Source organism: Marinobacter sp. M5B (assembly GCF_042604615.1).
Lineage (GTDB): Bacteria > Pseudomonadota > Gammaproteobacteria > Pseudomonadales > Oleiphilaceae > Marinobacter > Marinobacter salarius.
The window spans coordinates 759,761-780,386 of sequence record NZ_CP156894.1; the positions used below are offsets into that span (position 1 = coordinate 759,761).

General features: G+C 58.1%; 19 protein-coding genes. 9 read left to right on the forward strand and 10 right to left on the reverse strand.

What is annotated here, in order from left to right:
* Positions 1-19 precede the first annotated feature (19 nt).
* Positions 20-2,038 (reverse strand): DNA helicase Rep, encoded by a 2,019-nt coding sequence (gene rep, locus AAGD24_RS03395; protein WP_075194993.1) that lies wholly within the window; start codon positions 2,036-2,038, stop codon positions 20-22.
* A 143-nt stretch (positions 2,039-2,181) separates the two neighbouring features.
* On the opposite strand from rep, the gene AAGD24_RS03400 reads away from it, so the two are divergent.
* The 4 genes from AAGD24_RS03400 (at position 2,182) to rmf (ending at position 8,284) form a co-directional block, all read left to right on the forward strand.
* On the forward strand, positions 2,182-3,918 hold the full coding sequence (locus tag AAGD24_RS03400) for a GGDEF domain-containing response regulator (RefSeq protein WP_075194994.1): 1,737 nt from the start codon (positions 2,182-2,184) through the stop codon (positions 3,916-3,918).
* Positions 3,919-3,965: 47 nt separating this feature from the next.
* The gene (locus tag AAGD24_RS03405; RefSeq protein ID WP_091642212.1) at positions 3,966-6,296 is read left to right on the forward strand and encodes a Tex family protein; all 2,331 of its coding nucleotides are present in this window, start codon (positions 3,966-3,968) and stop codon (positions 6,294-6,296) included.
* A gap of 68 nt (positions 6,297-6,364) precedes the next feature.
* On the forward strand, positions 6,365-7,918 hold the full coding sequence (gene gshA, locus AAGD24_RS03410) for a glutamate--cysteine ligase (protein ID WP_379866587.1): 1,554 nt from the start codon (positions 6,365-6,367) through the stop codon (positions 7,916-7,918).
* Between the two features lie 153 nt (positions 7,919-8,071).
* Entirely contained in the window at positions 8,072-8,284 is a 213-nt protein-coding gene (gene rmf / locus AAGD24_RS03415; protein WP_036202988.1) for a ribosome modulation factor, read from the forward strand.
* A 36-nt stretch (positions 8,285-8,320) separates the two neighbouring features.
* On the opposite strand, the gene fliL is transcribed toward rmf, so the two are convergent.
* Positions 8,321-8,773, reverse strand: a complete 453-nt coding sequence (gene fliL / locus AAGD24_RS03420) for a flagellar basal body-associated protein FliL (RefSeq protein ID WP_085681708.1) — start codon at positions 8,771-8,773, stop codon at positions 8,321-8,323.
* Between the two features lie 161 nt (positions 8,774-8,934).
* Between fliL and AAGD24_RS03425 the strand changes: the two genes are divergently transcribed.
* Together AAGD24_RS03425 and AAGD24_RS03430 are read left to right on the forward strand one after the other, a co-directional pair.
* Entirely contained in the window at positions 8,935-9,441 is a 507-nt protein-coding gene (locus tag AAGD24_RS03425) for a disulfide bond formation protein B (RefSeq protein ID WP_036202995.1), read from the forward strand.
* Between the two features lie 105 nt (positions 9,442-9,546).
* Positions 9,547-10,029 (forward strand): Rsd/AlgQ family anti-sigma factor, encoded by a 483-nt coding sequence (locus AAGD24_RS03430; protein ID WP_041332608.1) that lies wholly within the window; start codon positions 9,547-9,549, stop codon positions 10,027-10,029.
* A 73-nt stretch (positions 10,030-10,102) separates the two neighbouring features.
* Here AAGD24_RS03430 and AAGD24_RS03435 read toward each other — a convergent pair whose 3' ends face one another.
* The 3 genes from AAGD24_RS03435 to AAGD24_RS03445 form a co-directional block, all read right to left on the reverse strand.
* Positions 10,103-10,813, reverse strand: coding sequence for an FKBP-type peptidyl-prolyl cis-trans isomerase (locus tag AAGD24_RS03435; protein ID WP_036203000.1), 711 nt, complete (start codon positions 10,811-10,813; stop codon positions 10,103-10,105).
* Positions 10,814-10,918: 105 nt separating this feature from the next.
* The gene (locus AAGD24_RS03440; protein ID WP_036203003.1) at positions 10,919-11,305 is read right to left on the reverse strand and encodes a hypothetical protein; all 387 of its coding nucleotides are present in this window, start codon (positions 11,303-11,305) and stop codon (positions 10,919-10,921) included.
* Positions 11,299-11,829, reverse strand: coding sequence for a DUF2390 domain-containing protein (locus AAGD24_RS03445; RefSeq protein WP_091642217.1), 531 nt, complete (start codon positions 11,827-11,829; stop codon positions 11,299-11,301). Before AAGD24_RS03445 ends, AAGD24_RS03440 begins: the two co-directional genes overlap by 7 nt.
* A gap of 48 nt (positions 11,830-11,877) precedes the next feature.
* Between AAGD24_RS03445 and AAGD24_RS03450 the strand changes: the two genes are divergently transcribed.
* Positions 11,878-13,833, forward strand: a complete 1,956-nt coding sequence (locus AAGD24_RS03450) for an ATP-binding cassette domain-containing protein (protein WP_379866590.1) — start codon at positions 11,878-11,880, stop codon at positions 13,831-13,833.
* Here the strand turns inward: AAGD24_RS03450 and ppx are convergent.
* Positions 13,830-15,290, reverse strand: coding sequence for an exopolyphosphatase (gene ppx / locus AAGD24_RS03455; RefSeq protein ID WP_226910024.1), 1,461 nt, complete (start codon positions 15,288-15,290; stop codon positions 13,830-13,832). The genes AAGD24_RS03450 and ppx overlap by 4 nt on opposite strands.
* 424 nt (positions 15,291-15,714) lie before the next feature.
* On the opposite strand from ppx, the gene trxA reads away from it, so the two are divergent.
* Positions 15,715-16,041 carry a thioredoxin TrxA gene (gene trxA / locus AAGD24_RS03460; protein WP_007153552.1) on the forward strand — a complete coding sequence of 109 codons (327 nt, stop codon included), beginning with the start codon at positions 15,715-15,717 and terminating at the stop codon, positions 16,039-16,041.
* Positions 16,042-16,257: 216 nt separating this feature from the next.
* Here trxA and AAGD24_RS03465 read toward each other — a convergent pair whose 3' ends face one another.
* Genes AAGD24_RS03465 through moaB form a run of 4 tightly spaced genes read right to left on the reverse strand, consistent with a single transcriptional unit; the run spans position 16,258 to position 18,762 of the window.
* The gene (locus AAGD24_RS03465) at positions 16,258-16,704 is read right to left on the reverse strand and encodes a molybdenum cofactor biosynthesis protein MoaE (protein WP_036203014.1); all 447 of its coding nucleotides are present in this window, start codon (positions 16,702-16,704) and stop codon (positions 16,258-16,260) included.
* Position 16,705: 1 nt separating this feature from the next.
* Entirely contained in the window at positions 16,706-16,975 is a 270-nt protein-coding gene (moaD, locus tag AAGD24_RS03470; protein WP_051946533.1) for a molybdopterin converting factor subunit 1, read from the reverse strand.
* A complete protein-coding gene (gene glp, locus AAGD24_RS03475; RefSeq protein WP_085681704.1) occupies positions 16,972-18,186 on the reverse strand; it encodes a gephyrin-like molybdotransferase Glp in 1,215 nt (404 codons plus the stop codon). Before glp ends, moaD begins: the two co-directional genes overlap by 4 nt.
* A gap of 3 nt (positions 18,187-18,189) precedes the next feature.
* Positions 18,190-18,762, reverse strand: a complete 573-nt coding sequence (moaB, locus tag AAGD24_RS03480; protein ID WP_036203020.1) for a molybdenum cofactor biosynthesis protein B — start codon at positions 18,760-18,762, stop codon at positions 18,190-18,192.
* A 367-nt stretch (positions 18,763-19,129) separates the two neighbouring features.
* Here moaB and rho point away from each other — a divergent pair, with 367 nt between their 5' ends.
* Positions 19,130-20,392: a transcription termination factor Rho gene (gene rho / locus AAGD24_RS03485; RefSeq protein WP_036203025.1), complete on the forward strand. Its 1,263-nt coding sequence runs from the start codon at positions 19,130-19,132 to the stop codon at positions 20,390-20,392.
* The last annotated feature ends 234 nt before the right edge of the window (positions 20,393-20,626 follow it).

Genomic DNA, 20,626 nt, shown 5'->3' on the forward strand with positions numbered 1-20,626 from the left:
TTGTGAAAAAACGTGAAATTCAGCTTCCGAGGTCGCCGAGTAATGCACTGAGGGTGGCCTTACCTTTTTGCTGGTTGGCTTCCACGTCCAGGTCGCCGGTGCCTTCCCATCTCAGGTCGTCCTCGGGCAGCTCATCAAGAAACCGGCTTGGAATAGTTTCCAGCTTTTCGCCGTACTGTTTTCGCTGGGCGGCAAACGTAAGGGTCAGGGTTTCCCGGGCTCGGGTGATACCCACGTACATCAGTCGCCGTTCTTCCTCGACATTGCCTTCCTCAATGCTGGAGCGGTGGGGCAGTATTTCCTCTTCCAGACCCATGATGAACACGTGGGGGAATTCCAGGCCTTTTGAGGCGTGGAGGGTCAGTAGCTGGACCTTGTCGCTGTCGTCCTCTTCTTCGCGCTGCTCCATCATGTCGCGCAGGATTAGCCGGCTGATGGCGTCTTCAATGCCCATTTCGTCGGCCGTACCCTTGCCGTCGTCCAGCATGCGCTGGATGGACTCCACCAGATACCAGATGTTCTCCATTCGCCGTTCCGCCTGTTTTGGCGAGCCGGAATGCAGGTGCAGCCATTCCTCGTATTCGATATCGGTGAACAACTGCTTGATCACCGGAATCGGATCTTCGCTGTGCAGGCGCTCGCAGGTGTTGTCCACCCAGTGAGCGAAGCGCCGCAGACGGTCCAGCCCCTTCTCGGTAACGTGGGTTTCGGCACCCATATCGCCCAGGGCACGAAACAGGCTGACGTTGCGGGAGCGGGCGTAATGGCTGAGCTGTTCCAGCGTGCGGGGGCCGATCTCCCGGCGGGGCACGTTCACGACGCGCAGGAATGCCGCGTCGTCATCCGGGTTCACCAACAGACGCAGATAGGACATGGCGTCCTTGATCTCGTTCTTGGAGAAAAACGACTGGCCACCGGAGATGTGATAGGGGATCTGGTAAGCCTGCAGTTTCATTTCCAGCAGCCGTGCCTGGTGGTTGCCCCGATAGAGAACGGCGAAGTCCCGGAAAGCCAGGCCTTTCTTGAGTTTCTGGTCGAGAATTTCCGTGGCCACCCGTTCGGCTTCCGCGTCTTCGCTGCGGCAGCGGACGATTCTTAGCTCGTCCCCGACCGTATGATCACTCCACAGGGCTTTCTCGAACACGTGGGGATTATTGGCAATGACCGTGTTGGCACAACGAAGGATGCGAACCGTGGAACGGTAGTTCTGCTCCAGCTTGACGATTTTGAGGCTAGGGAAGTCTTCCTTGAGCTGAGCAAGGTTTTCGGGCCGGGCGCCGCGCCAGGCATAGATCGACTGGTCGTCATCACCAACGACGGTAAAGGCGGCCCGTTCTGCCACCAACAGCTTGACCAGTTCGTACTGGCACAGGTTGGTGTCCTGGTATTCGTCCACCAGCATGTAGCGGATTTTTCGCCGCCATTTCTGCAACACCTCGGGGTTGTCGCGGAACAGCTGTACCGGCAGCAGGATCAGATCATCGAAATCCACCGCGTTATAGGCCTTCAGGTATTCGTTGTAGTGGCGGTAAATGATGGCAATACGCTGCTCCCGCTCATCAGCGGCCCGGCTCCAGGCGTCTTGGGGGCTGCGCATGGCATTCTTCCAGGACGAGATGGTCATCTGCACGTCAGACAGTTCATCGCCGGCATCCGCGCTGGCCTCGCGCATCATCAGGTCCTGCAGCAGGGCCTTGGCATCTTCCGCATCGAAGATCGAAAAACCGGGGTGATAGCCCAGGTGCTCGTGCTCCTCGCGGATCATGTTCAGCCCGAGGTTATGGAAGGTGGAAACAATCAATCCCCGGGTCAGTTTGCGATCCACCAGGCGTCCGACACGTTCTTTCATTTCGCGCGCGGCCTTGTTGGTGAAGGTCACGGCGGCGATATGACGCCCTGGAATGCCAAGGTGTTCGATCAGATAAGCCACTTTGCGGGTGATCACGCTGGTCTTACCGCTGCCAGCACCAGCCAGTACCAGCATAGGACCCTCCGCATAGCGGACGGCTTCACTCTGTCGGGGGTTGAGCTTGTTCACAATAATTGCGCCAATCCGGGAAATTCCGAGATAACCTGGGAAGCAAACATTCTACACTAGGCAGACATGCTGTACCTTGACGATCTATCAGCTATTCTTGAGGGAACGGAGATGTTTGATCACGAGGAACGGGACGCTTCTTAATGACCCTGGCAGTAAAACAACCCAATCCCAGCCATGTACGGCTGCTGGTGCTGACGCCGGAGTATGCGGATTTTCTCTGGCTGGGTGCGCTCCTGTCACGTGATTGTGAAATGGAACCGGACCTGACCTGGTGCCCGGATCTTATCGACTGCGATGATCTGATTCGCAATACCCATTTTGACGTTATCCTCTGGGACTGTGTGTTTCATGGCGGTTCCGAAGACGCTTTCCTGCAGTACCTGTCCGTGTCCAGCAACGAAAAACCGGTGCTGGCACTGAGTGCCGAGCCAGCCTCCGAGCGCGCTGTTGACCTGCTTGCCAATGGCGCTTCGGACTACCTGAGTCGCCAGTCATTGGAAGAGTGGGGGCTGCGCCGCGCGGTACGCTGTCTTTGGTATCGGCAGCAGCTTTCGGAGTCCGCTCACGGCCAGTTGGGCCGGGAAGTGGCCAGTGGTTTTATCAACCGTGACCTGTTCTTCGATCGCCTGCAACAGGCATTGCTGAGGGCCGAGCGTGCCAGCCAGCGGCTGGCGTTGTTGCACATCAACCTGGATGATTTCCGCAGCTTCAATGAATCCTTCGGTTACCAGAAGAGTGACCAGATCATGCTGAAGCTGGCGGAACGGCTGCGACAGAATTTGCGGCGAGTGGATTCGCTGATGCGCATTGGCGGCGACGAGTTTGCGATCATTGTCGAGAAAGTGGAAGACTCCCTGGATATTACCCAGATCATCCGCAAGCTCGTGACTGCGATGGGTGAACCATTCAGCCTTGACGGCCAGAATGTCGTCGTCAGCGCCAGCCTCGGTGTGGCCACCTACCCGGAAGCGGGTGACAGCCCGGAAAACCTTCTGCGACGTGCCAACCGAGCCATGTTTGAAGCCAAGCGCGACCCAGGTACCAGTTACCGGTTTTACGATCGTCAGTTGCACATAACGGCCGGATACCAACTGCGCCTGGAGGCGGATCTCCGTAACGCTCTGCGGGGCAATGAGCTGGAAGTGTATTATCAGCCGCGTATCGACCTCGCGTCGGAAGAAGTTCGGGGGGTGGAGTGCCTGCTCCGGTGGAATCATCCGGAAAGGGGGTTGGTGGGGCCGGACGAATTCATTCCAGTGGCAGAGCGCAGCGGGTTGATCGTTCCTATCGGCTACTGGGTGATCGAGCAGGCCTGCAAGCGTCTTCAGGAGTGTTCAGATCTCGGGCACCCGGGGCTGGTGTTTGCCGTGAACCTTTCGTTCCGTCAGTTCCATGATCGCAAGATGACCGAAACCATTTTCCGCATTATCTTCAATGCCAATATCGACACCAGTCTGTTGGAGTTGGAGCTTACGGAAAGCGCCATGATGCATGACCCGGAATATGCCCAGCGATGTCTGCGGGAGCTCAATCAACTGGGTATCAGTTTTGCCCTGGATGACTTCGGAACCGGGTTCTCCTCACTCAGCAATCTTCAGCACCTGCCTATATCCCTCGTAAAAATCGACAAGTCTTTCGTTCAGGAGTTGGGGCAGTCTGCCGACGCCGAGCATATCATCCGTGCCATTATCAGCCTGGCTCACAGCCTGCAAATCAGCGTGGTGGCGGAAGGGGTGGAGACGGAAGGACAACTGGAATTCCTGCGCCAGCAACACTGTGATGAAATTCAGGGTTACTACTACGCGCGCCCCATGCCATGGGCAGATCTTGTGCAATTCCTGGACAACCGTAGCCGCGCTGCTTGCCTGCAGCAATAAGCCGCTGTACCTTTGCGCTTTGACTCGTAAGCATCAGATGAGGTTGCATGAACAGTATCATCAGGCGCATTGCTGACGAACTGGGTGTTCGTGAACAGCAGGTGAATGCCACCGTTGAAATGCTGGACGGTGGCGCCACCGTTCCTTTTATTGCCCGTTATCGCAAGGAAGTCACCGGTTCGCTCGATGACAGCCAGTTACGGTCCCTGGAAGACCGCCTGCGTTATCTGCGTGAGCTGGAAGACCGTCGTTCCACGATCCTCAACAGCATTGAGGAGCAGGGCAAGCTGACCGATGAACTACGTGCCAGCATCGATTCGGCGGACACCAAGAATCGCCTGGAAGACCTCTACCTGCCGTATAAGCCCAAGCGCCGAACCAAAGCGCAGATTGCCCGTGAAGCCGGTCTGGAGCCCCTGGCCGACGCCCTGTATGACGACCCCACGCTGGAGCCAGAGAGCACAGCGGAAGGCTATGTCAATGATGAGGCCGGTGTTACCGACACCAAGGCCGCGCTTGATGGTGCCCGCTACATTCTGATGGAACGCTTTGCCGAGGATGCGGAACTCCTGGGTGAGCTGCGTGATTTTATCTGGCAGCAGGGGCAGCTCAAGGTCACCGTGGTGGACGGCAAGGAAAATGAAGGTGCCAAGTTCCGCGACTACTTCGACCATGTCGAGCCGCTGAAAAAGGTGCCATCCCATCGTGCGCTTGCCATCCTCCGGGGGCGCAATGAAGGCGTGCTTACCTACTCCATTGTGGTTGGCGATGCGGAAGACGACCGTCGCCAGCCCCATCCGGCGGAACAGCGTATTGCCGCGCGCTGGCATATCCGTGACAACGGCCGTGCGGCCGACCGCTGGTTGTCGGAAGTGGTGCGCTGGACCTGGCGCGTAAAGCTGTCGACCCAGATCGAAACCGACCTTATGGCCCAGGTGCGGGAAGCGGCAGAAACCGAGGCCATCAATGTGTTTGCCGCCAACCTCAAGGATCTGCTGTTACTGGCGCCGGCGGGCCCCCGCGCCACACTGGGGCTGGACCCCGGCCTGCGCACCGGTGTGAAGGTGGCCATCATCGACGGCACCGGCCAGGTGGTGGGGCACGGTGGTATTTTCCCGCACGCGCCCCGCAACCAGTGGGATCAGTCCATTGAACAGTTGGCGAGCTGGTGTCGGCAGTACCGCATTGAACTGGTGGCCATTGGTAACGGTACGGCCTCCCGCGAAACCGAAAAGCTGGTCGCGGACCTGAGCAAGCGTTACCCGGAGCTGAAGCTGGCGCGGATTGTGGTCAGCGAATCCGGTGCTTCGATCTATTCCGCCTCTGAATTCGCCTCCCGCGAACTGCCGGACCTGGACGTGACCATTCGCGGGGCGGTCTCCATCGCCCGCCGGTTGCAGGACCCATTGGCGGAAATGGTGAAGATCGAACCCAAGTCCATCGGTGTGGGGCAGTACCAGCACGACGTGTCTCAGGTTCAGTTGGCCCGCAGCCTGGATGCCGTGGTGGAGGACTGTGTTAACGGTGTTGGTGTGGATCTCAACACCGCATCCATCCCCCTGCTGGCACGGGTGTCCGGCCTGAACCAGAGTATTGCCCAGAACATCGTCGATTTTCGTAACCAGAATGGCGTGTTCCGTGATCGCAGGCAGTTGCTTAAAGTGTCCCGCCTTGGTGATCGTACCTTTGAGCAGTCGGCCGGTTTCCTTCGCATTGCGGGGGGCGACAATCCGCTGGACCGCTCGTCGGTGCACCCGGAAGCCTATGGTGTGGTTGAGGCTATTGCCCGCCAGAACAATCGCAAGATTGAAGGTATCGTCGGCGACGCCGATTTCCTGCGCTCGTTGAACCCGCAGGACTATGTCACCGAACAGTTTGGTCTGCCGACCATAAAGGATATTATTACGGAATTGGAAAAGCCGGGCCGTGACCCCCGGCCGGAGTTCCGCTTTGCCAGCTTCGAGGAGGGAGTGGAAACCCTCAATGACCTGAAGCCGGGTATGGTGCTGGAAGGGTCGGTCACCAACGTGACCAACTTCGGCGCGTTCGTGGACATCGGCGTCCATCAGGATGGCCTTGTGCATATCTCTGCGTTGTCGAATACCTTCGTGAAAGATCCGAGGGAAGTGGTCAAGGCAGGGGATATCGTCAAGGTGAAAGTGATGGACGTGGATATCCCGAGAAAGCGGATTGCGCTTTCCATGCGTATGGATGACCAGCCCGGGGAGAAATCCGACAACCGCGCCGGCTCCAGCAGTAAAGGTGGCAAACCTTCCGCAAGAAATGACCGCCACAAGGGCGCAGACAGCGGGCAAAAGGGTGCCATGGCCGGAGCGCTGGCACAGGCTCTGGCGTCGGCCCGCAAAGACGGCCGTTAACCCGCGCCGCTACACACTACCGTAATGGCCGCCGGTGTTCCCGGCGGCCATTCAAGCAGGAGTCATTCATGGGTGAATCCCGCCATCAGCTTTTTCAGCAGTTCACGGCCAACCAATGGGCCGGATTTCGAAAAGGCGTTGAGAAAGAAGGCCTGCGGGTCGATCGCAACGGCTTTATCGCACAGACTCCGCACCCCCGCTCGCTGGGTTCCACACTGACCCATCCCCGTATCACCACGGATTACTCCGAAGCTTTGTTGGAGCTGATTACCCCGGTGTTCGATACCACGCGAGGGATGCTCGATTCGCTCCGGGATACCCATCGCTTCGTTCAGTGCAATCTTGGGGATGAGGTGTTCTGGGCCGCGAGTATGCCGTGTGAGCTGGACGGCGACGCGAGCATTCCCATTGCCGAGTATGGCACTGCCAATATCGGTCGCTTGAAGCATGTGTATCGCCAGGGGCTGGCCGTGCGTTACGGTCGCATGATGCAAAGCATTGCTGGCGCCCACTACAACCTGTCGCTGCCTGACAGTTTCTGGAGGCTTTGGCAGGACGCCCTTGGTAACCAACAAAGCCTGCAGGACTTCAAGTCGGACCAGTATTTCTGGCTGATCCGCAATTTCCGTCGTCGCAGCTGGATGCTGATGCTGCTGTTCGGCGCTTCTCCGGCGCTGGATGCCAGCTTTGTGGCGGGTGTACGTCATGACCTGAGCAGGTTCAGCGATGATACCTGGTATGGCCGCGAGGCCACATCGCTGCGCATGGGCGACCTGGGCTATCACAACAACGCTCAGGCATCGCTGAACATCTGTTTCAATGAACTGAAGACCTATACCGACACTCTGTTCAGGGCGATTCATACCCCGTGGCCAGCTTACGAAAAGATCGGAACCCGGCGCGACGGCGAATTCATCCAGATCAACACCAGCGTGCTGCAGATTGAGAACGAGTACTACAGCGCCGTGCGGCCAAAGCGCACCACCGAGCGTGGGGAAAAGCCGATACAGGCCCTGGAGTCACGGGGCGTGGAGTACATTGAGGTGCGTTGCCTGGACCTGGATCCGTTCTCCCCGGTTGGCGTTAACGAAAGCCAGATCGATTTTCTTGACCTGTTCCTGCTGGATTGCCTGCTGTCAGACGGCCCCCGAATTGACGATGACGAATGCGATCGCCTGGATGACAATTACCAGGATGTGGTGGCTAGGGGCCGGAATCCGGACCTGACGATCTGTCGCTCCGGTGAACGCGGCCGGGTCGGTGACGCTGCCATTGCCCTGATGGACCGTCTTGCCCCCCTTGCAGAACAGCTGGACAGCTTGAACGGAGATTCCACCTATCAGCGAGCGCTGGATGACCAGCGTGCCAAGCTCGACGATCCGCGTGAGTTACCTTCAGCGAAGGTGCTTGAAGCCATGGAGGCTTCCGGCATGGGTCACCGGGAATGGGGGCTGGAAATGTCCAGGCAGCACCAGCAAACGCTGCGAGGGGAAGGTCTGTCACCGGATGTGATGGCGGCGTTTGAAAAGATGACCGCTGATTCGCTTTCCGAGCAGGATGAAATGGAGCAAGCCGAAAACCAGCCATTCGGAGAATTCCTGGAGCAATACCTGCAATCCTGAACCGGGAGTGCCCCTCCCGGTCGGGCGTCACACTCTCCCCGGACCTGTCGCACAGAAACGTAATTAACGTTTGTCAGCTTCGGTTAGCGCTGTTAATTTCTGTAAGCAGAGTGACAGCATCTGATGGTGGCTACAGGTAAAGGGAGAACCGGTATGGCCAGAGACATCAAGTTAGGGTGGGATGTTGAGTCCCTGAATAAAGCCTATCGCCAGGGCTATATGGCCGCCTCTATGGGCATGGAACGCAGCCGCTGTCCCTATCGCGGAGAAGTTGTTGTTGCCGCCTGGGAAGCAGGATGGGAAGACGCTGAACAGGTTACCAATGAGGCGCGGCCGGTCGACGACCTGTTCTCCCGCATCGCCTGATACCTGTGCTTGCCGCCTGCTCACCCGGCCGTTGTATTACTTCTGTACAACGAACTCCGTAAACAGCACACCGGTAATGCTCTCACCGGTCTGTTGCTCTTCCAGGGCCGTGTTTATTCTCTTCGTGGCCTCTTCACGCAGCGACTGCTGTCCCTCTGTCGAGGACAGCTGTTCCGCGTCAGTCTGCTCCCCGAACAGCATCACCAGCTCATGACGTAGCCTGGGCATGTGTGCCTCCACCGCCGGACGGGTGGTTTCCTTCGACGCCCTGATGGTAACCGCTGCCTTGAGATAGGTCAGTTTGGTGCCCGGGTCCCCCACGTGGGTGACAAAGGGCGGATCCATTTCGATGTAGTCCGTGATGGCTGGTTCCTTTTCCTGCTCTTCCTGTGTCTCGTCTCCCCCTTCTTCCTCTTGGGCAAAGGCGGTTGGAGCCAGGGGAAAGGCAAAAAACAGGGCCAGCAGAAGGTACTTTGGCTTAAGTGTCATAGGCTTGAAGTTCGTATTGGTTTAAGGTTAAGTGGCTGGGCGCACGCAGCCGCCACCTGATGCTGGGAGAATAGCAGGCTCGATGCGCGGTTGCAGCATCCGATGCTTTACCGCCCAAGGCGGGCGACAGACTGACCTGAACGTTAACCCGAGGTACCCCTTTGAACTCCAGAGCCGTTTTCTTTCTGATATTCCTGCTATGCGCCGGGCTGCTTGGCGTGGCCTTCTACATGGAGCACGTTATGGGGTTGGAGCCCTGTCCTCTGTGTTGGCTGCAGCGATTCGGTTTTATGGCCGCTGGCATCGTCAGCCTCCTGGCAGCGCTCCATGGCCCCCATGGGTTCGGTGCAAGGGTCTATGGGTTATTGTTGTCTGTCAGCGCCGGTGCTGGCCTGGCGATGGCGGGCCGACAACTGTGGCTTCAAAGCCTGCCGGCGGATCAGGTGCCGGCCTGCGGGCCATCGGTGGATTACATGCTGGATGTGTTGCCCTGGATGGAGGTGTTGACCACGGCGCTGAAAGGCACGGGCGATTGCGCCGAAGTGACCTGGCGTTTCCTGGGGCTCAGTATTCCTGGCTGGACGGCCATCTTTTTCTTGTTGCTGGTGATTGTCGGCCTGGTGATGCTGTTTCGGCCCCCAAGAAAGCCGGAATGGATACAGGGATGAAACGGTTGCGACCGACCGCTGGCATGGGGTAACTTGAGTTTCGATACACTTGAGTTTCGATACAACAGAAATCAAACCAGAACGCGGTAACCGGAGATAGGCGTCATGTTGGATAATTGCCGTAATGCCAGGGAGCGTTGGGGTGGCGTCAGCGAGCTGATTGATCGCTGGCTGAAAGAAAGGCAGGAACTGCTGGTACACTACTGCGATTTGTCCGGTACGACGGACTATTCCCAGACAGAGGCACTGCGCACGAAATTTATAAAGCTGTGTGAGGTGCTGGTGGATTACGTGTCGGCAGGGCACTTCGAAATTTACGAGCAATTGGTTCAGGAAGCCCGTGAATTTAACGACGGTGGACTGGAGCTGGCGGCAAAGCTGTACCCGAAAATTGAGCAGACCACGGAAACGGCACTCAATTTCAACGATCGCCTTAACGGGCAGTCGCTGACGGAGAGCGAAGTTCGCGATTTGTTCCAGCAGCTATCAGAGCTCGGTGAAACTCTGGAAAGCCGGTTTGAGATGGAAGATTTCCTGATTGAGCATCTGCACAATGCTCATGCTGACAAGGTAATGTCGTCGGCTTGAGGTGAAGGCTTGAAACCTCCCCCCGATTCCAAAAGGAGATGGGGGGAGTGGCCGTTGTTGCCAAGCGGCTTATTTATTCCGGATTGATTTCCAGAAGTTCCACGTCGAAGACCAGGGTTTCGTTGGGCCCGATCCGCTGGTTTCCTCCAGGCCCATAAGCCAGTTCCGAAGGAATGTAGAGTTTCGCCCTGCTGCCTTCAGACATCAGTTGCAGTCCTTCGGTCCAGCCCGGTATGACCTGGTTCAGTCCAAAGGTGACCGGCTCGCCGCGCTCGCGGGAGCTGTCGAACACTTCGCCTGAGATTAACTCGCCGGTGTAGTGCACCTGCACGCGGTCTTCGGCCGTCGGCTTTTCACCATCGCCTTCTTCCAGGATTTCATATTGCAGGCCGGATTCCGTGGTTTTGACGCCGTCGCGTTTGGCGTTCTCCGCGAGGAACTGTTCCCCGGCTTCCTGATTTTTCTTCGCCAGTTCTTCCGCCTGGGCCGACTCCTGCTCCTGGAGCTGAGTCTGGTAGGCCATCAGGGCTTCCTGGATTTCCTCACGGCTCATTCGCGTCTGTTCTTCATCGCCGTCGTGGCCGTGCTGAATGCCTTGGAGGAATTGCTCCATCTTAAGGTTCGGCAGGTCGTTGCTCATTCTCTGGCCCATGACCAGGCCCATGCCGTAGCTGACTTTCTCATCCGTGGATTCCAGCGCCGGATCTTCCGGAACCGCTTCCTGGGAAGAAGAACAGCCTGCCATGACACCGGCCACAGACAGTGCGATCAGGGTTTTTCTCATTACATCGTCCTTAGTTAAGCTTGCGTTGAATGATCGGGAACGCACAAAAGGTAACGGGTTCTGTCGCCAGATGCCACTGAACATGTGTTAAGGAAGGGAGTAATCTCAACTACCGTTATTGGCAGTGTCAGGGCCGAGCGAAAAAGGTGCGCGATAGGGCGATTGCCAATCGGTTTCCGAGTCGGACACGGGCGGGCGTACGCTCTTGCTTTCAGATCGCTCTATTGCCAGCGCGTTCCAGGGCCCTTGCGCGGGTGGCTTGTCAGCGTAGTGCCAGCTGCCGTCGCTATCCTTCCATTTGAAGACGATGTCGGGCCCTTCAGTTGGAACCGGTGAGGGAACCAGGCCCTCAAACGCGGGAATTTCGGCGTTGGTTTCGGCCTTTGCGGGTTTGCTGGTGGTTTCGGCGGGGTCATTCAGGCCGAAAAACATCAGTGCCACCAGGACGCCGAGAGCGGGAAACGCCAGCCGGATTAGCCATTTCATCAACATGGCTTGTTATCTCCTTCAACGAGGGTCGACAGTTCTCTGGTCAAAATGTCCAGCAAGCTGCCGGTCTCGTTATCCATTGTCTTCTCTGGTGCTGCGGCGAGCAAGTTGCTGAGGGCCAGATTGGCCATTGTTGCCTCACCGCTGCCTGTATGTTTGTTTGAAACCAGAGCCTGATAGGCCAAGGCCAACTCCACCCGTTCCGCTTCAAGTTCGCTACGGGCGATGCACTCTCTTACAATAGCAGTGCCGGGGTCATTCTTCGTAATGGTTTTCTTCGCTGATCGAAGCGGCTCCGTGACTTGGCGCCGCCATGCGGTTACCTGCGCGCTCTCAGTGCCCGGAAGCACGTTGCCTGAGGTGGCCAGCCACGCTGCGCAGAGAATCCGGGTAACGCTCCAGCCTCGGTCTTGCAGGCCGAGGCACGCATCCCGTGCTGCAGAGGACTCCCAGAAACGGCAGGCAAACCGCCACAATGGGTTTTCCGGATCTGCATCCTCAGGTATCTTGCTACCGCTACACGCCATAGGGGCCAGGCCGGTTCCTTATCAAACGTTCCTTGATACCATTACGTTATGCTTACGATAACCGATCTCAGTTTACAACGAGGTGGCGTCTGGTTGCTAGAAGCCGTCAACCTGACCATCCAGCCCGGCCAACGGGTAGCGATAGTGGGTGCCAATGGCGCTGGCAAGTCCAGTTTGTTCCAGTTATTGCTGGGGCAGCTGGCGCCGGAGCAGGGCAGTGCGTCTTTGCCCGGAGGGTGCCGAATCGCTCACATGGCTCAGGAAGTGGCCGCCTCGTCCCGCACGGCCCGGGATTTTGTGCTGGATGGCGACTATGATCTGCGACGCATGGAGTCAGAGTTGGCTGACGCCGAAGAGCGGGGTGACGATCACCGCATTGCCCGTATTCATGGCGAGCTCGACATCCATGAAGCCTGGTCTGCGCCTCGCCGCGCGGAAGCGTTGCTGAGAGGTTTGGGGTTTTCGGATGCCGACGCTGATCGGCCAGTGTCTTCGTTTTCCGGCGGCTGGCGGATACGCCTCAACCTGGCCCAGGCGTTGATGCGCCCGTCCGACCTGTTGTTGTTGGACGAGCCCACCAACCACCTGGACCTGGACGCCTGTCTTTGGCTTGAGAACTGGCTGCGGCGGTACGAGGGCACCCTGCTGTTCATTTCCCACGACCGGGACTTCATGGACCGTGTGGCGACTCACCTGGTGCATTTCGACCAGCGGCGGCTGGACCTGTATACGGGTAATTACTCATCATTTGAGACCCAGCGCAGTGAGCGCATTGCCCAGCAGCAGGCCGGGTATGAGCGCCAGCAGGCAAGAATCGCCGAGATCCAGCGTTTCATCGATCGTTTTAAAGCAAAAGCCACCAAAGCCCGCCAGGCCCAGAGCCGGGTCAAAGCGCTGGAGCGCATGGAAAAGATTGCTCCGGCCCATGTGGATTCCCCGTTCAGTTTCGAGTTTCCGGTAGCCGATAAAGTGTCCAATCCGCTGATGTCGATTCGTAACGGCGCGGCGGGTTATGGCGACGCCGTTGTACTCGAAGGTATCAACTTGTCACTGCTGCCGGGCAGTCGTATTGGTCTCTTGGGCCCCAATGGTGCGGGCAAGTCCACGTTGATGGATGCCCTGCGGGGGCAAAGCACCCTGTTGCGGGGTGAGCGGACCACGGGAGAACATGTGGCGATCGGTTATTTTGCCCAGCATCAGTTGGAGTCGCTGGACCTGGACGCAAGCCCGTTCCTGCACCTGCAGCGGCTGGCTCCGAAAGCCTCCGAGCAAAGTGTCCGTAATTTTTTGGGCGGCTTTGACTTCCACGGCGACGAGGCCTTGAGTGCTATTCGCTCATTCTCCGGTGGTGAAAAGGCCCGTGTGGCGCTGGCGGTGATTGCCTGGCAAAAGCCCAACCTGTTGCTGCTGGACGAGCCCACCAACCATCTGGACCTGGAAATGCGTCAGGCCCTGACCATGGCGCTGCAAAACTTTGAGGGGGCGATTGTGGTGGTTTCCCATGATCGTCACCTGCTGCGTAACACGGTTGATGACTTCTGGCTGGTGAACGAGGGGCGGGTTACGGAATACGAAGGCGACCTGGAAGACTATGAGCGCTGGCTGGCGGACCGTCGCAAGGACGAAACCGAAGCTCCACGCCGGGAAAGTAGTGAGGTCCACGCTGCAGGCGGTAACGCATTGGCTGCGGATAGTGGTGCGGGTGAGAACGCCGAAGATCGCAAGGCCCGCAAGCGGGCGGAGGCGGCCATTCGCCAGAAACTTAGCCCCTATCGCAAGCAACAGGGGGCTCTGGAGAAAGAGATGGATCTGCTCCAGTCCACGTTGGTGACACTGGAGCAGAGCCTTTCAGAGCCGGAGCTCTATGCCGATCAGGGTAAGCAGAAGCTAAAGGAGCTTTTGGGTCAACAGGCCGCAGCAAAGAGTCGTCTGGCAGAGGTAGAAGCCGAGTGGCTTGAAATCAGCGAAACGGTCGAGAGCCTTGAGGCAGAGCTAACGCCCTAGGATTTCACCTCCAGGGTGAAATCCTGTTTGGCCAGGTAATCCCGTTCGTTTTCAAGATCGGCCAGGGTTAGCGGGCGTTCATCCAGCCACCCTTCAGTGAATTCCACGGCCAGACCATTGGTGGACGGGTGCAGGCGGAATTCGGGCGGCTGCTCATGATTCCGCGGATGCTGCAATAGCACTGCCAGTCGAACCAGCACGCACAGGTAGCGTAGACGGGGAATGTCCTCGGGGTTCAGCCCGTCGAAAATGGCGGAAGAGAACTTGCGCCGGTGCCCACGAACCAGGGTTGCCAGATCGCGCTGAAACTGTTGACTGAAGCCGGGTAGGTCGGAATACCGCAACAGGTAGGCGCCGTGCTTGTGGTACTGGCTGTGTGAAATGGTCAGGCCGATTTCATGCAGCCGGCAGGCCCAGCGCAGCACTTCTTCATCAACTGCTGTGTTCAGCTCCCAAGTGCTCGCCACCTGTCTCCAGGCCGCGATGGCGGTGTGTTCCACCGCGCTGCCGTGTTCCTGGTCTACGTGGTAGCGTTCCTGCAGGGCCTGAATTGTTCGTACCCTTACATCCTCGTGCTGAATCCGGCCGGCGATGTCGTACAGCAGGCCTTCCCTCAGGGCGCCATCAGCGAACGTCATTTCGGTTATCCGCAGCGACTGGAACGCGCCCATCAAAATCGCAAACCCCGCGGGGAAGATACTTTGGCGATCGGCGCGGACGCCCAGGTCCCCGAGTTTCTCAGCCTTGCCCATGTCGACCAGCCGGGTCCTGAGTTCCATCATCGCGTCCAGGGTGATGGTGCCGTCCGTGATCCTGAGGCTGGTCAACACGCTGGCAATCGCCTTGATTGAGCCGGATGACCCTACAGCGCTTTGCCAACCCTTGTTGCGGAAATGCTGACGGATGTTGAGCAGTTCCTGTTCGGCGTGGGTAACGGCCTTATCCATTTGCTTGCGGGTGATCTTGCCGTCCGGAAAGTATCGGTTGCGGAACGACACGCAGCCCATGTGCAGACTTTCGAGCTCCTGGGGTTCGAAGCGTTCCCCGATGATAAACTCGGTACTACCGCCCCCGATGTCAATCACCAGTCGCCGGCCACTGTCATCCGACAGGGTGTGTGATACGCCCAGGTAAATCAGACGGGCCTCCTCCCGGCCGGCAATGATCTCCACCGGGTATCCCAGCACCTCTTCCGCCCGGGTCATGAATTCATGGGCGTTGCGCGCCACCCGCAACGCGTTGGTGCCCACCACCTGAACCGCCTCCGGTGGCATGCCCTGAAGCCTCTGGGCAAAACGACTAAGGCAGGCCAGGGCACGTTCCTGGGCGTCTTCGGTCAGACGGTTATGACTGTCCAGCCCGGCACCGAGCTGTACCTTCTCCCCCATCTTCTCCAGGGTGCGGATCTCACCGTGAACCAGGCGGGCGACCACCATGTGGAAACTGTTGGAGCCCATATCGATTGCAGCGAGCAGTTCTGGCGGGGTGGCGGAAGAGTTGGCCGTCACGTGTAATGAATTCCTTCTGCCAGGCCCTAAATAGAGGGAAGGGAGCTTGAAAGACTGCATGCCGGAAACTCGGCAGCGTTCATGTAACCATTGTTATCAGGGCGAAAGTGGACGTTTAACCACCATGCCTGGGGATTACTATAAGCGATATGCGGTGTAACGCAATGGGGCGGTATTGCTCAGGATGAGGGTAATCCGAAGTGCCGGGGTGGAACGAAGCGCTTCACATACGCCTGACCAATCGCGTAAAGTAAGGCTTACAATAATTTAGGAAATCGGTTGCCCCAAGCCTTTTGCGGCAACTGTCAGAACAGTCAACAGCATCATTCAGGCGGCCAGAGCCGCTGGTGGGTGCACGAATCGGGAAACTGAAATGAGCGGAAATATTGTAAACGTTACAGATGCCTCTTTTGAGCAGGATGTACTGCAGTCAGACGTACCGGTACTGGTCGACTACTGGGCAGAATGGTGCGGCCCATGCAAGATGATCGCGCCAGTCCTGGAAGAGATGGCTGAAGAGTACGAAGGCAAGCTGAAAGTCTGCAAACTGAACATCGACGAAAACGAGCAGACCCCGCCCAAATTCAACATCCGCGGCATCCCCACCCTGATGCTGTTCAAGAACGGCAACGTGGACGCCACCAAAGTAGGCGCACTGTCCAAGTCACAGCTGGCTGCGTTCCTCGACAGCAACCTCTGATTGCTGCGAGTTGGCCAAAAGCCGCCCCTGAGCAAACGCTCACGGGCGGTTTTTTATTGCCAGGCAAACAACCAGTCAGGCGAGTAGTTCCGAACACCCCTTCCGAAAATGTGCGGAGCCAAGGATGGCGGAGCCCAAGCGTACACGGACGTATTCAAAGCGTTTTTCGGAAGGGGTGTTCGGAATTGCTCGCCGTCTGGCCACAAAGTCTCGGAGTTAATCCCAACTCTGAGTCCGGTCCAGATCAGCAGCCTTCTGCTCAACCCAGTGCTCCGTGTCGCCCGTGATCTCCTTCTTCCAGAACGGCGCCGACGTCTTTAGTGCATCCATGATGAACTCACAGGCCGCAAATGCATCACCACGATGGGCGCTGCACACCCCCACAAACACAATCTGATCAGACAATGCCAGCGATCCCACCCGATGAATAATCCGCGCGTCCCGCACATCCCAGCGTTGTGAGGCTTCATGAACCAGTCCCTCGATAACCTGCTCCGTCATCCCTGGATAGTGCTCCAGAAACAGCCCCGTCACACCGCTCAGGTCACCACTGTCCCGAACGAGTCCGGTAAACGTCGCGATGGCCCCGGTGCCGGAACCGCTGTTTCGAAGGGCACGGTACTCTTCAGCCGGGTCAAAATCCTGTTGCTGGACGCGGATCACATCAACCTCCTGTCACTGGCGGAAAAAAGGCCACTTCATCACCGGGCTGTAGCGCCCTGTCAGGCTTGGTCATTACCTGATTGACCGCAATCATCACCGGTTGCGCGCCGTCCAGCTGGGCCCAGTTCCCCCCTTTAGAAGCAAGGCTGTGCAGCAGTTGACCGGCAGTCAGCCCGGGTTGGGCCTCAACCGTCAGCGTGCTTGTATCCAGTTCCTCCCTCAGGCGGGCAAAGAACTTCACCGTAATAGAATTATCCGTAGCCATGGTCATTCCAGCAGCTCCGCAAACGAGTAATAGGTAACAGGGTCACCGAGGTTAATGGTCGTGTTCTCAGGTACCACAGCCAATCCCTCAGCCCAGCAGGCAGAGCTCAGGACGCCGGAGCTCTGGTTGGGATAGGCCGTGATCATAAGGCCGTCATCGCCAATGCTCTTGCGGGCACGGACGTATTGTCGACGAATTGAGGGCTTCTCCGTCGAAAATCCGGCCGGGATCTGTTCTCCGCCACCAGTAACCCCCGTTCGGCCCTGGCAGGCGCGAATAAACGGCATGCCCATCACCATAAAGCTGACCAGCACGGCCACCGGGTTGCCGGGCAGGCCCAGCACCGGCGTGTCGCCAATCGTACCGAAGGCCATTGGTTTGCCAGGTTTGCTGGCAAGCCGCCACAGGGACAGGTTGCCAGATTCCTCCAGCACCGCCCGAACATGGTCTTCCTCGCCCACCGACACGCCGCCGCTGGTGATGATCAGGTCGGCCTCGGCTGCGGCCCGCTCAAGAGTCTTGCGGGTCGCTTCCCGAGCGTCCTTCAGGGCCTCACAGAGCACCACCTCGCAGCCTGCTTTCGCCAGCAATCCCAGCAGGGTGTAGCGATTGCTGTTATAGATCTGTCCAGGCCCCAGTGGTTGTCCGGGATCCACCAACTCGTCACCGGTTGTGAGAACGGCGACTTTCAGTTTTGCGTACACGGCAACGTCTGCCGTACCAATGGAGCCCAGCAGGCCCATTTCCTGGGGGCGGATCCTGGTGCCCGCCGCCAATGCCAGCTCGCCCTGAGCCAGATCCTGGCCACGGCGACGGATATTCTGGCCTTCGCTGACAGGCCCATTGACGGTGATACCGTCGCCGCAAACGCTGACCCGTTCCTGCATGATGACCGCGTCCGCGCCTGAGGGGATTTCCGAACCGGTGAAAAGACGCACGGCCGTTCCAGGCTTGAGGGTCAGGCGTTCTTCACCAGCAGCTGTGCGCCCGGACACCGGTAGTGGTTCCCCGCCAGCAAGATCCCCGGCACGCACGGCGTAACCGTCGACGGCGCTGTTATCCGCTGGTGGTACATCCGCCGGAACTGTGTAGTCCCGGGCCAGAACCCGGTCCAGACTGTTTGTCAGTGCCACGGTTTGCGAGCGCGTGATCGGGCGCGCCCGGGCAACCAGATGGTCAATGGCTTCTTCAACGGGAGTCAGGTCAGAGCTTGCCATGGATTACCGCTCCGAGCGCTCGCCAATAACCTGGTCGATCCGGCTGAGAGGCTTGTCCGGTTTGCCGAGGGCCAGGTCTGAGAAGTTGCAGGGGCCGTGGCGACTGTCCAACTGACTGACGAGAATGCCGTTCCAGCCGGTGCGGCAGGCACTTGTTGAACCGGGCAGGCAGAAAATCACCGTGTGATTGGCCAATCCGCCAAAGGCTCGGGACTGAATCGTGGAAGAGCCAATCTCGCTGGCGGAAAGCCGGCGGAACTCCTCACCGAAGCCGTCGATGGCCTTGTCCAGCAATGGGGAGACCGCTTCTGGCGTACTATCGCGCTCATGGAAGCCGGTGCCGCCGGTGATGATCACCACATTGATCTCCGGGTCGGCGATCCAGCCGGACATCAGCGCCCGTATGAGATAGACATCGTCCGGCAGGATGCGTCGGGCAACCAGTCGGTGGCCCGCTTCAATGATGCTGTTCTCCAGGAACTTTCCTGATGAGTCTTCCGCTTCACCCCGGCTGTCGGACACCGTCAGCAGGGCGATACTCAGGGGTTTCAGTTCGACGGTGGCGTCGATACTCATGGATGCTCTCCAAAGTTTTTATAGGTCTGTCTAACAGTATCTCTATTGGGAATGATGAATGGAAGGGGAGACATTCATCAGAGGGATACGGGGCATTTTCGGAGGCTGTGGGCGACCCCTTAAGGAGAAATTGGTTCAAAAATGCGCGACATTACTTGACATTGGTACGCAAGGTGGCTGATGATCGCTCTTGCCCGGCGAACGGTTGTTCTTCCTGTCTCTGGCTTCAGTACCTTTCCGGACTCCATCTACACCGGTTGCTCCATCTGGCCAGCACCAAGTTCAACGTATATCCGATCAATCCGTTTAGGGGCACCCCTTTCATTTCAATATTCGTTTACTTCCATTCCTGACTATCTAACAACCTATGAACCTTACTGAACTCAAGCAGAACTCCATGCCCGAATTGCTCGATATTGCGCAAGAGATGGGCCTCGATAACCTGGCTCGCTCGCGCAAGCAGGATGTCATCTTCACGATCCTGAAGAAGCATGCTAAAAGCGGCGAAGACATTTATGGTGACGGCGTACTGGAAATTCTGCAGGACGGTTTCGGCTTCCTCCGTTCCGCCGACGCCTCATACCTTGCCGGTCCTGACGACATCTACGTGTCGCCAAGCCAGATTCGCCGTTTTAACCTGCGAACCGGTGACACCGTTGCCGGCAAGATACGCCCGCCGAAAGACGGCGAGCGTTACTTTGCCCTGCTGAAAGTTAACGAGATTAACTTCGACAAGCCGGACAACGCCCGAAACAAGATCCTGTTCGAGAACCTGACACCGCTGTTCCCGGACGAGCGTCTGATGCTTGAAGCCGGTAATGGTAGCACCGAGGATCTGTCCTCACGGGTACTGGATCTGGTAGCGCCCATCGGCAAGGGCCAGCGCGGCCTTATCGTGTCTCCGCCCAAAGCCGGTAAGACGCTGCTGATGCAAAGCATCGCCCAGTCCATCACCCGTAACAATCCAGAGTGCCATGTGATGGTGCTGCTGATTGACGAGCGTCCGGAAGAAGTAACCGAGATGCAGCGCACCGTGCGTGGTGAAGTGATCGCCTCCACCTTCGATGAGCCCCCGGCCCGTCATGTGCAGGTGGCCGAGATGGTCATCGAAAAGGCCAAGCGTTTGGTCGAGCACAAGAAAGACGTGGTGATTCTGCTGGATTCCATCACCCGTCTGGCCCGTGCCTACAACACGGTGATTCCGTCCTCCGGCAAGGTACTGACCGGTGGTGTGGACGCCCACGCCCTTGAGAAGCCCAAGCGTTTCTTTGGTGCGGCCCGTAACGTGGAAGAGGGCGGCAGCCTGACCATTCTTGCCACCGCGCTGGTCAACACTGGCTCCAAGATGGATGAAGTCATCTATGAGGAGTTCAAGGGAACCGGTAACATGGAGATCCATCTGGATCGCAAGATTGCCGAGAAGCGCACCTATCCCGCCATCAATATTCGCAGCTCTGGCACCCGCCGTGAGGACCTGCTGATGAGCGAGGCGGATATCCAGCGCATCTGGATTCTGCGCAAGCTGCTGCACTCCATGGACGACGATACCGGTGCCATTGAGTTCCTGCTGGACAAGCTGCGTGAAACCAAGACCAACGACGAATTCTTCCAGTCGATGAAGCGTCGTTAAGTTTTGGTTTCGGTTCGGGCCCTCTTTGCGCACTGAGCTTGGGGGCTGGTAACGCCGGGGATCGTCTCCCCGGACACGCCGTGAACCCATCCATGGGGGCTCGGCATTGCCATCCTTGGCAATGCACGGTCCGGGGAGACGATCCCCGGCGTTACCGACCAGACTTCTCGCGCGCACGTCTCCCCATCTCCTGTTCCTGCACCAAAGCTGAAACCTAGGCCAGAGCCGAACCAA

Bases quoted from the DNA above. Each gene is read 5' to 3' on its own strand.
- gshA (WP_379866587.1), top strand. From the start codon at position 6,365: ATGGGTGAATCCCGCCATCAGCTTTTTCAGCAGTTCACGGCCAACCAA.
- AAGD24_RS03445 (WP_091642217.1), bottom strand. From the start codon at position 11,829: ATGGCGTGTAGCGGTAGCAAGATACCTGAGGATGCAGATCCGGAAAAC.
- AAGD24_RS03430 (WP_041332608.1), top strand. From the start codon at position 9,547: ATGTTGGATAATTGCCGTAATGCCAGGGAGCGTTGGGGTGGCGTCAGC.
- ppx (WP_226910024.1), bottom strand. From the start codon at position 15,290: ATGGGCTCCAACAGTTTCCACATGGTGGTCGCCCGCCTGGTTCACGGT.
- AAGD24_RS03435 (WP_036203000.1), bottom strand. From the start codon at position 10,813: ATGAGAAAAACCCTGATCGCACTGTCTGTGGCCGGTGTCATGGCAGGC.
- AAGD24_RS03450 (WP_379866590.1), top strand. From the start codon at position 11,878: ATGCTTACGATAACCGATCTCAGTTTACAACGAGGTGGCGTCTGGTTG.
- moaD (WP_051946533.1), bottom strand. From the start codon at position 16,975: ATGACCATGGCTACGGATAATTCTATTACGGTGAAGTTCTTTGCCCGC.
- AAGD24_RS03405 (WP_091642212.1), top strand. From the start codon at position 3,966: ATGAACAGTATCATCAGGCGCATTGCTGACGAACTGGGTGTTCGTGAA.
- glp (WP_085681704.1), bottom strand. From the start codon at position 18,186: ATGGCAAGCTCTGACCTGACTCCCGTTGAAGAAGCCATTGACCATCTG.
- fliL (WP_085681708.1), bottom strand. From the start codon at position 8,773: ATGACACTTAAGCCAAAGTACCTTCTGCTGGCCCTGTTTTTTGCCTTT.
- rho (WP_036203025.1), top strand. From the start codon at position 19,130: ATGAACCTTACTGAACTCAAGCAGAACTCCATGCCCGAATTGCTCGAT.
- moaB (WP_036203020.1), bottom strand. From the start codon at position 18,762: ATGAGTATCGACGCCACCGTCGAACTGAAACCCCTGAGTATCGCCCTG.
- AAGD24_RS03400 (WP_075194994.1), top strand. From the start codon at position 2,182: ATGACCCTGGCAGTAAAACAACCCAATCCCAGCCATGTACGGCTGCTG.
- trxA (WP_007153552.1), top strand. From the start codon at position 15,715: ATGAGCGGAAATATTGTAAACGTTACAGATGCCTCTTTTGAGCAGGAT.
- rmf (WP_036202988.1), top strand. From the start codon at position 8,072: ATGGCCAGAGACATCAAGTTAGGGTGGGATGTTGAGTCCCTGAATAAA.
- AAGD24_RS03440 (WP_036203003.1), bottom strand. From the start codon at position 11,305: ATGTTGATGAAATGGCTAATCCGGCTGGCGTTTCCCGCTCTCGGCGTC.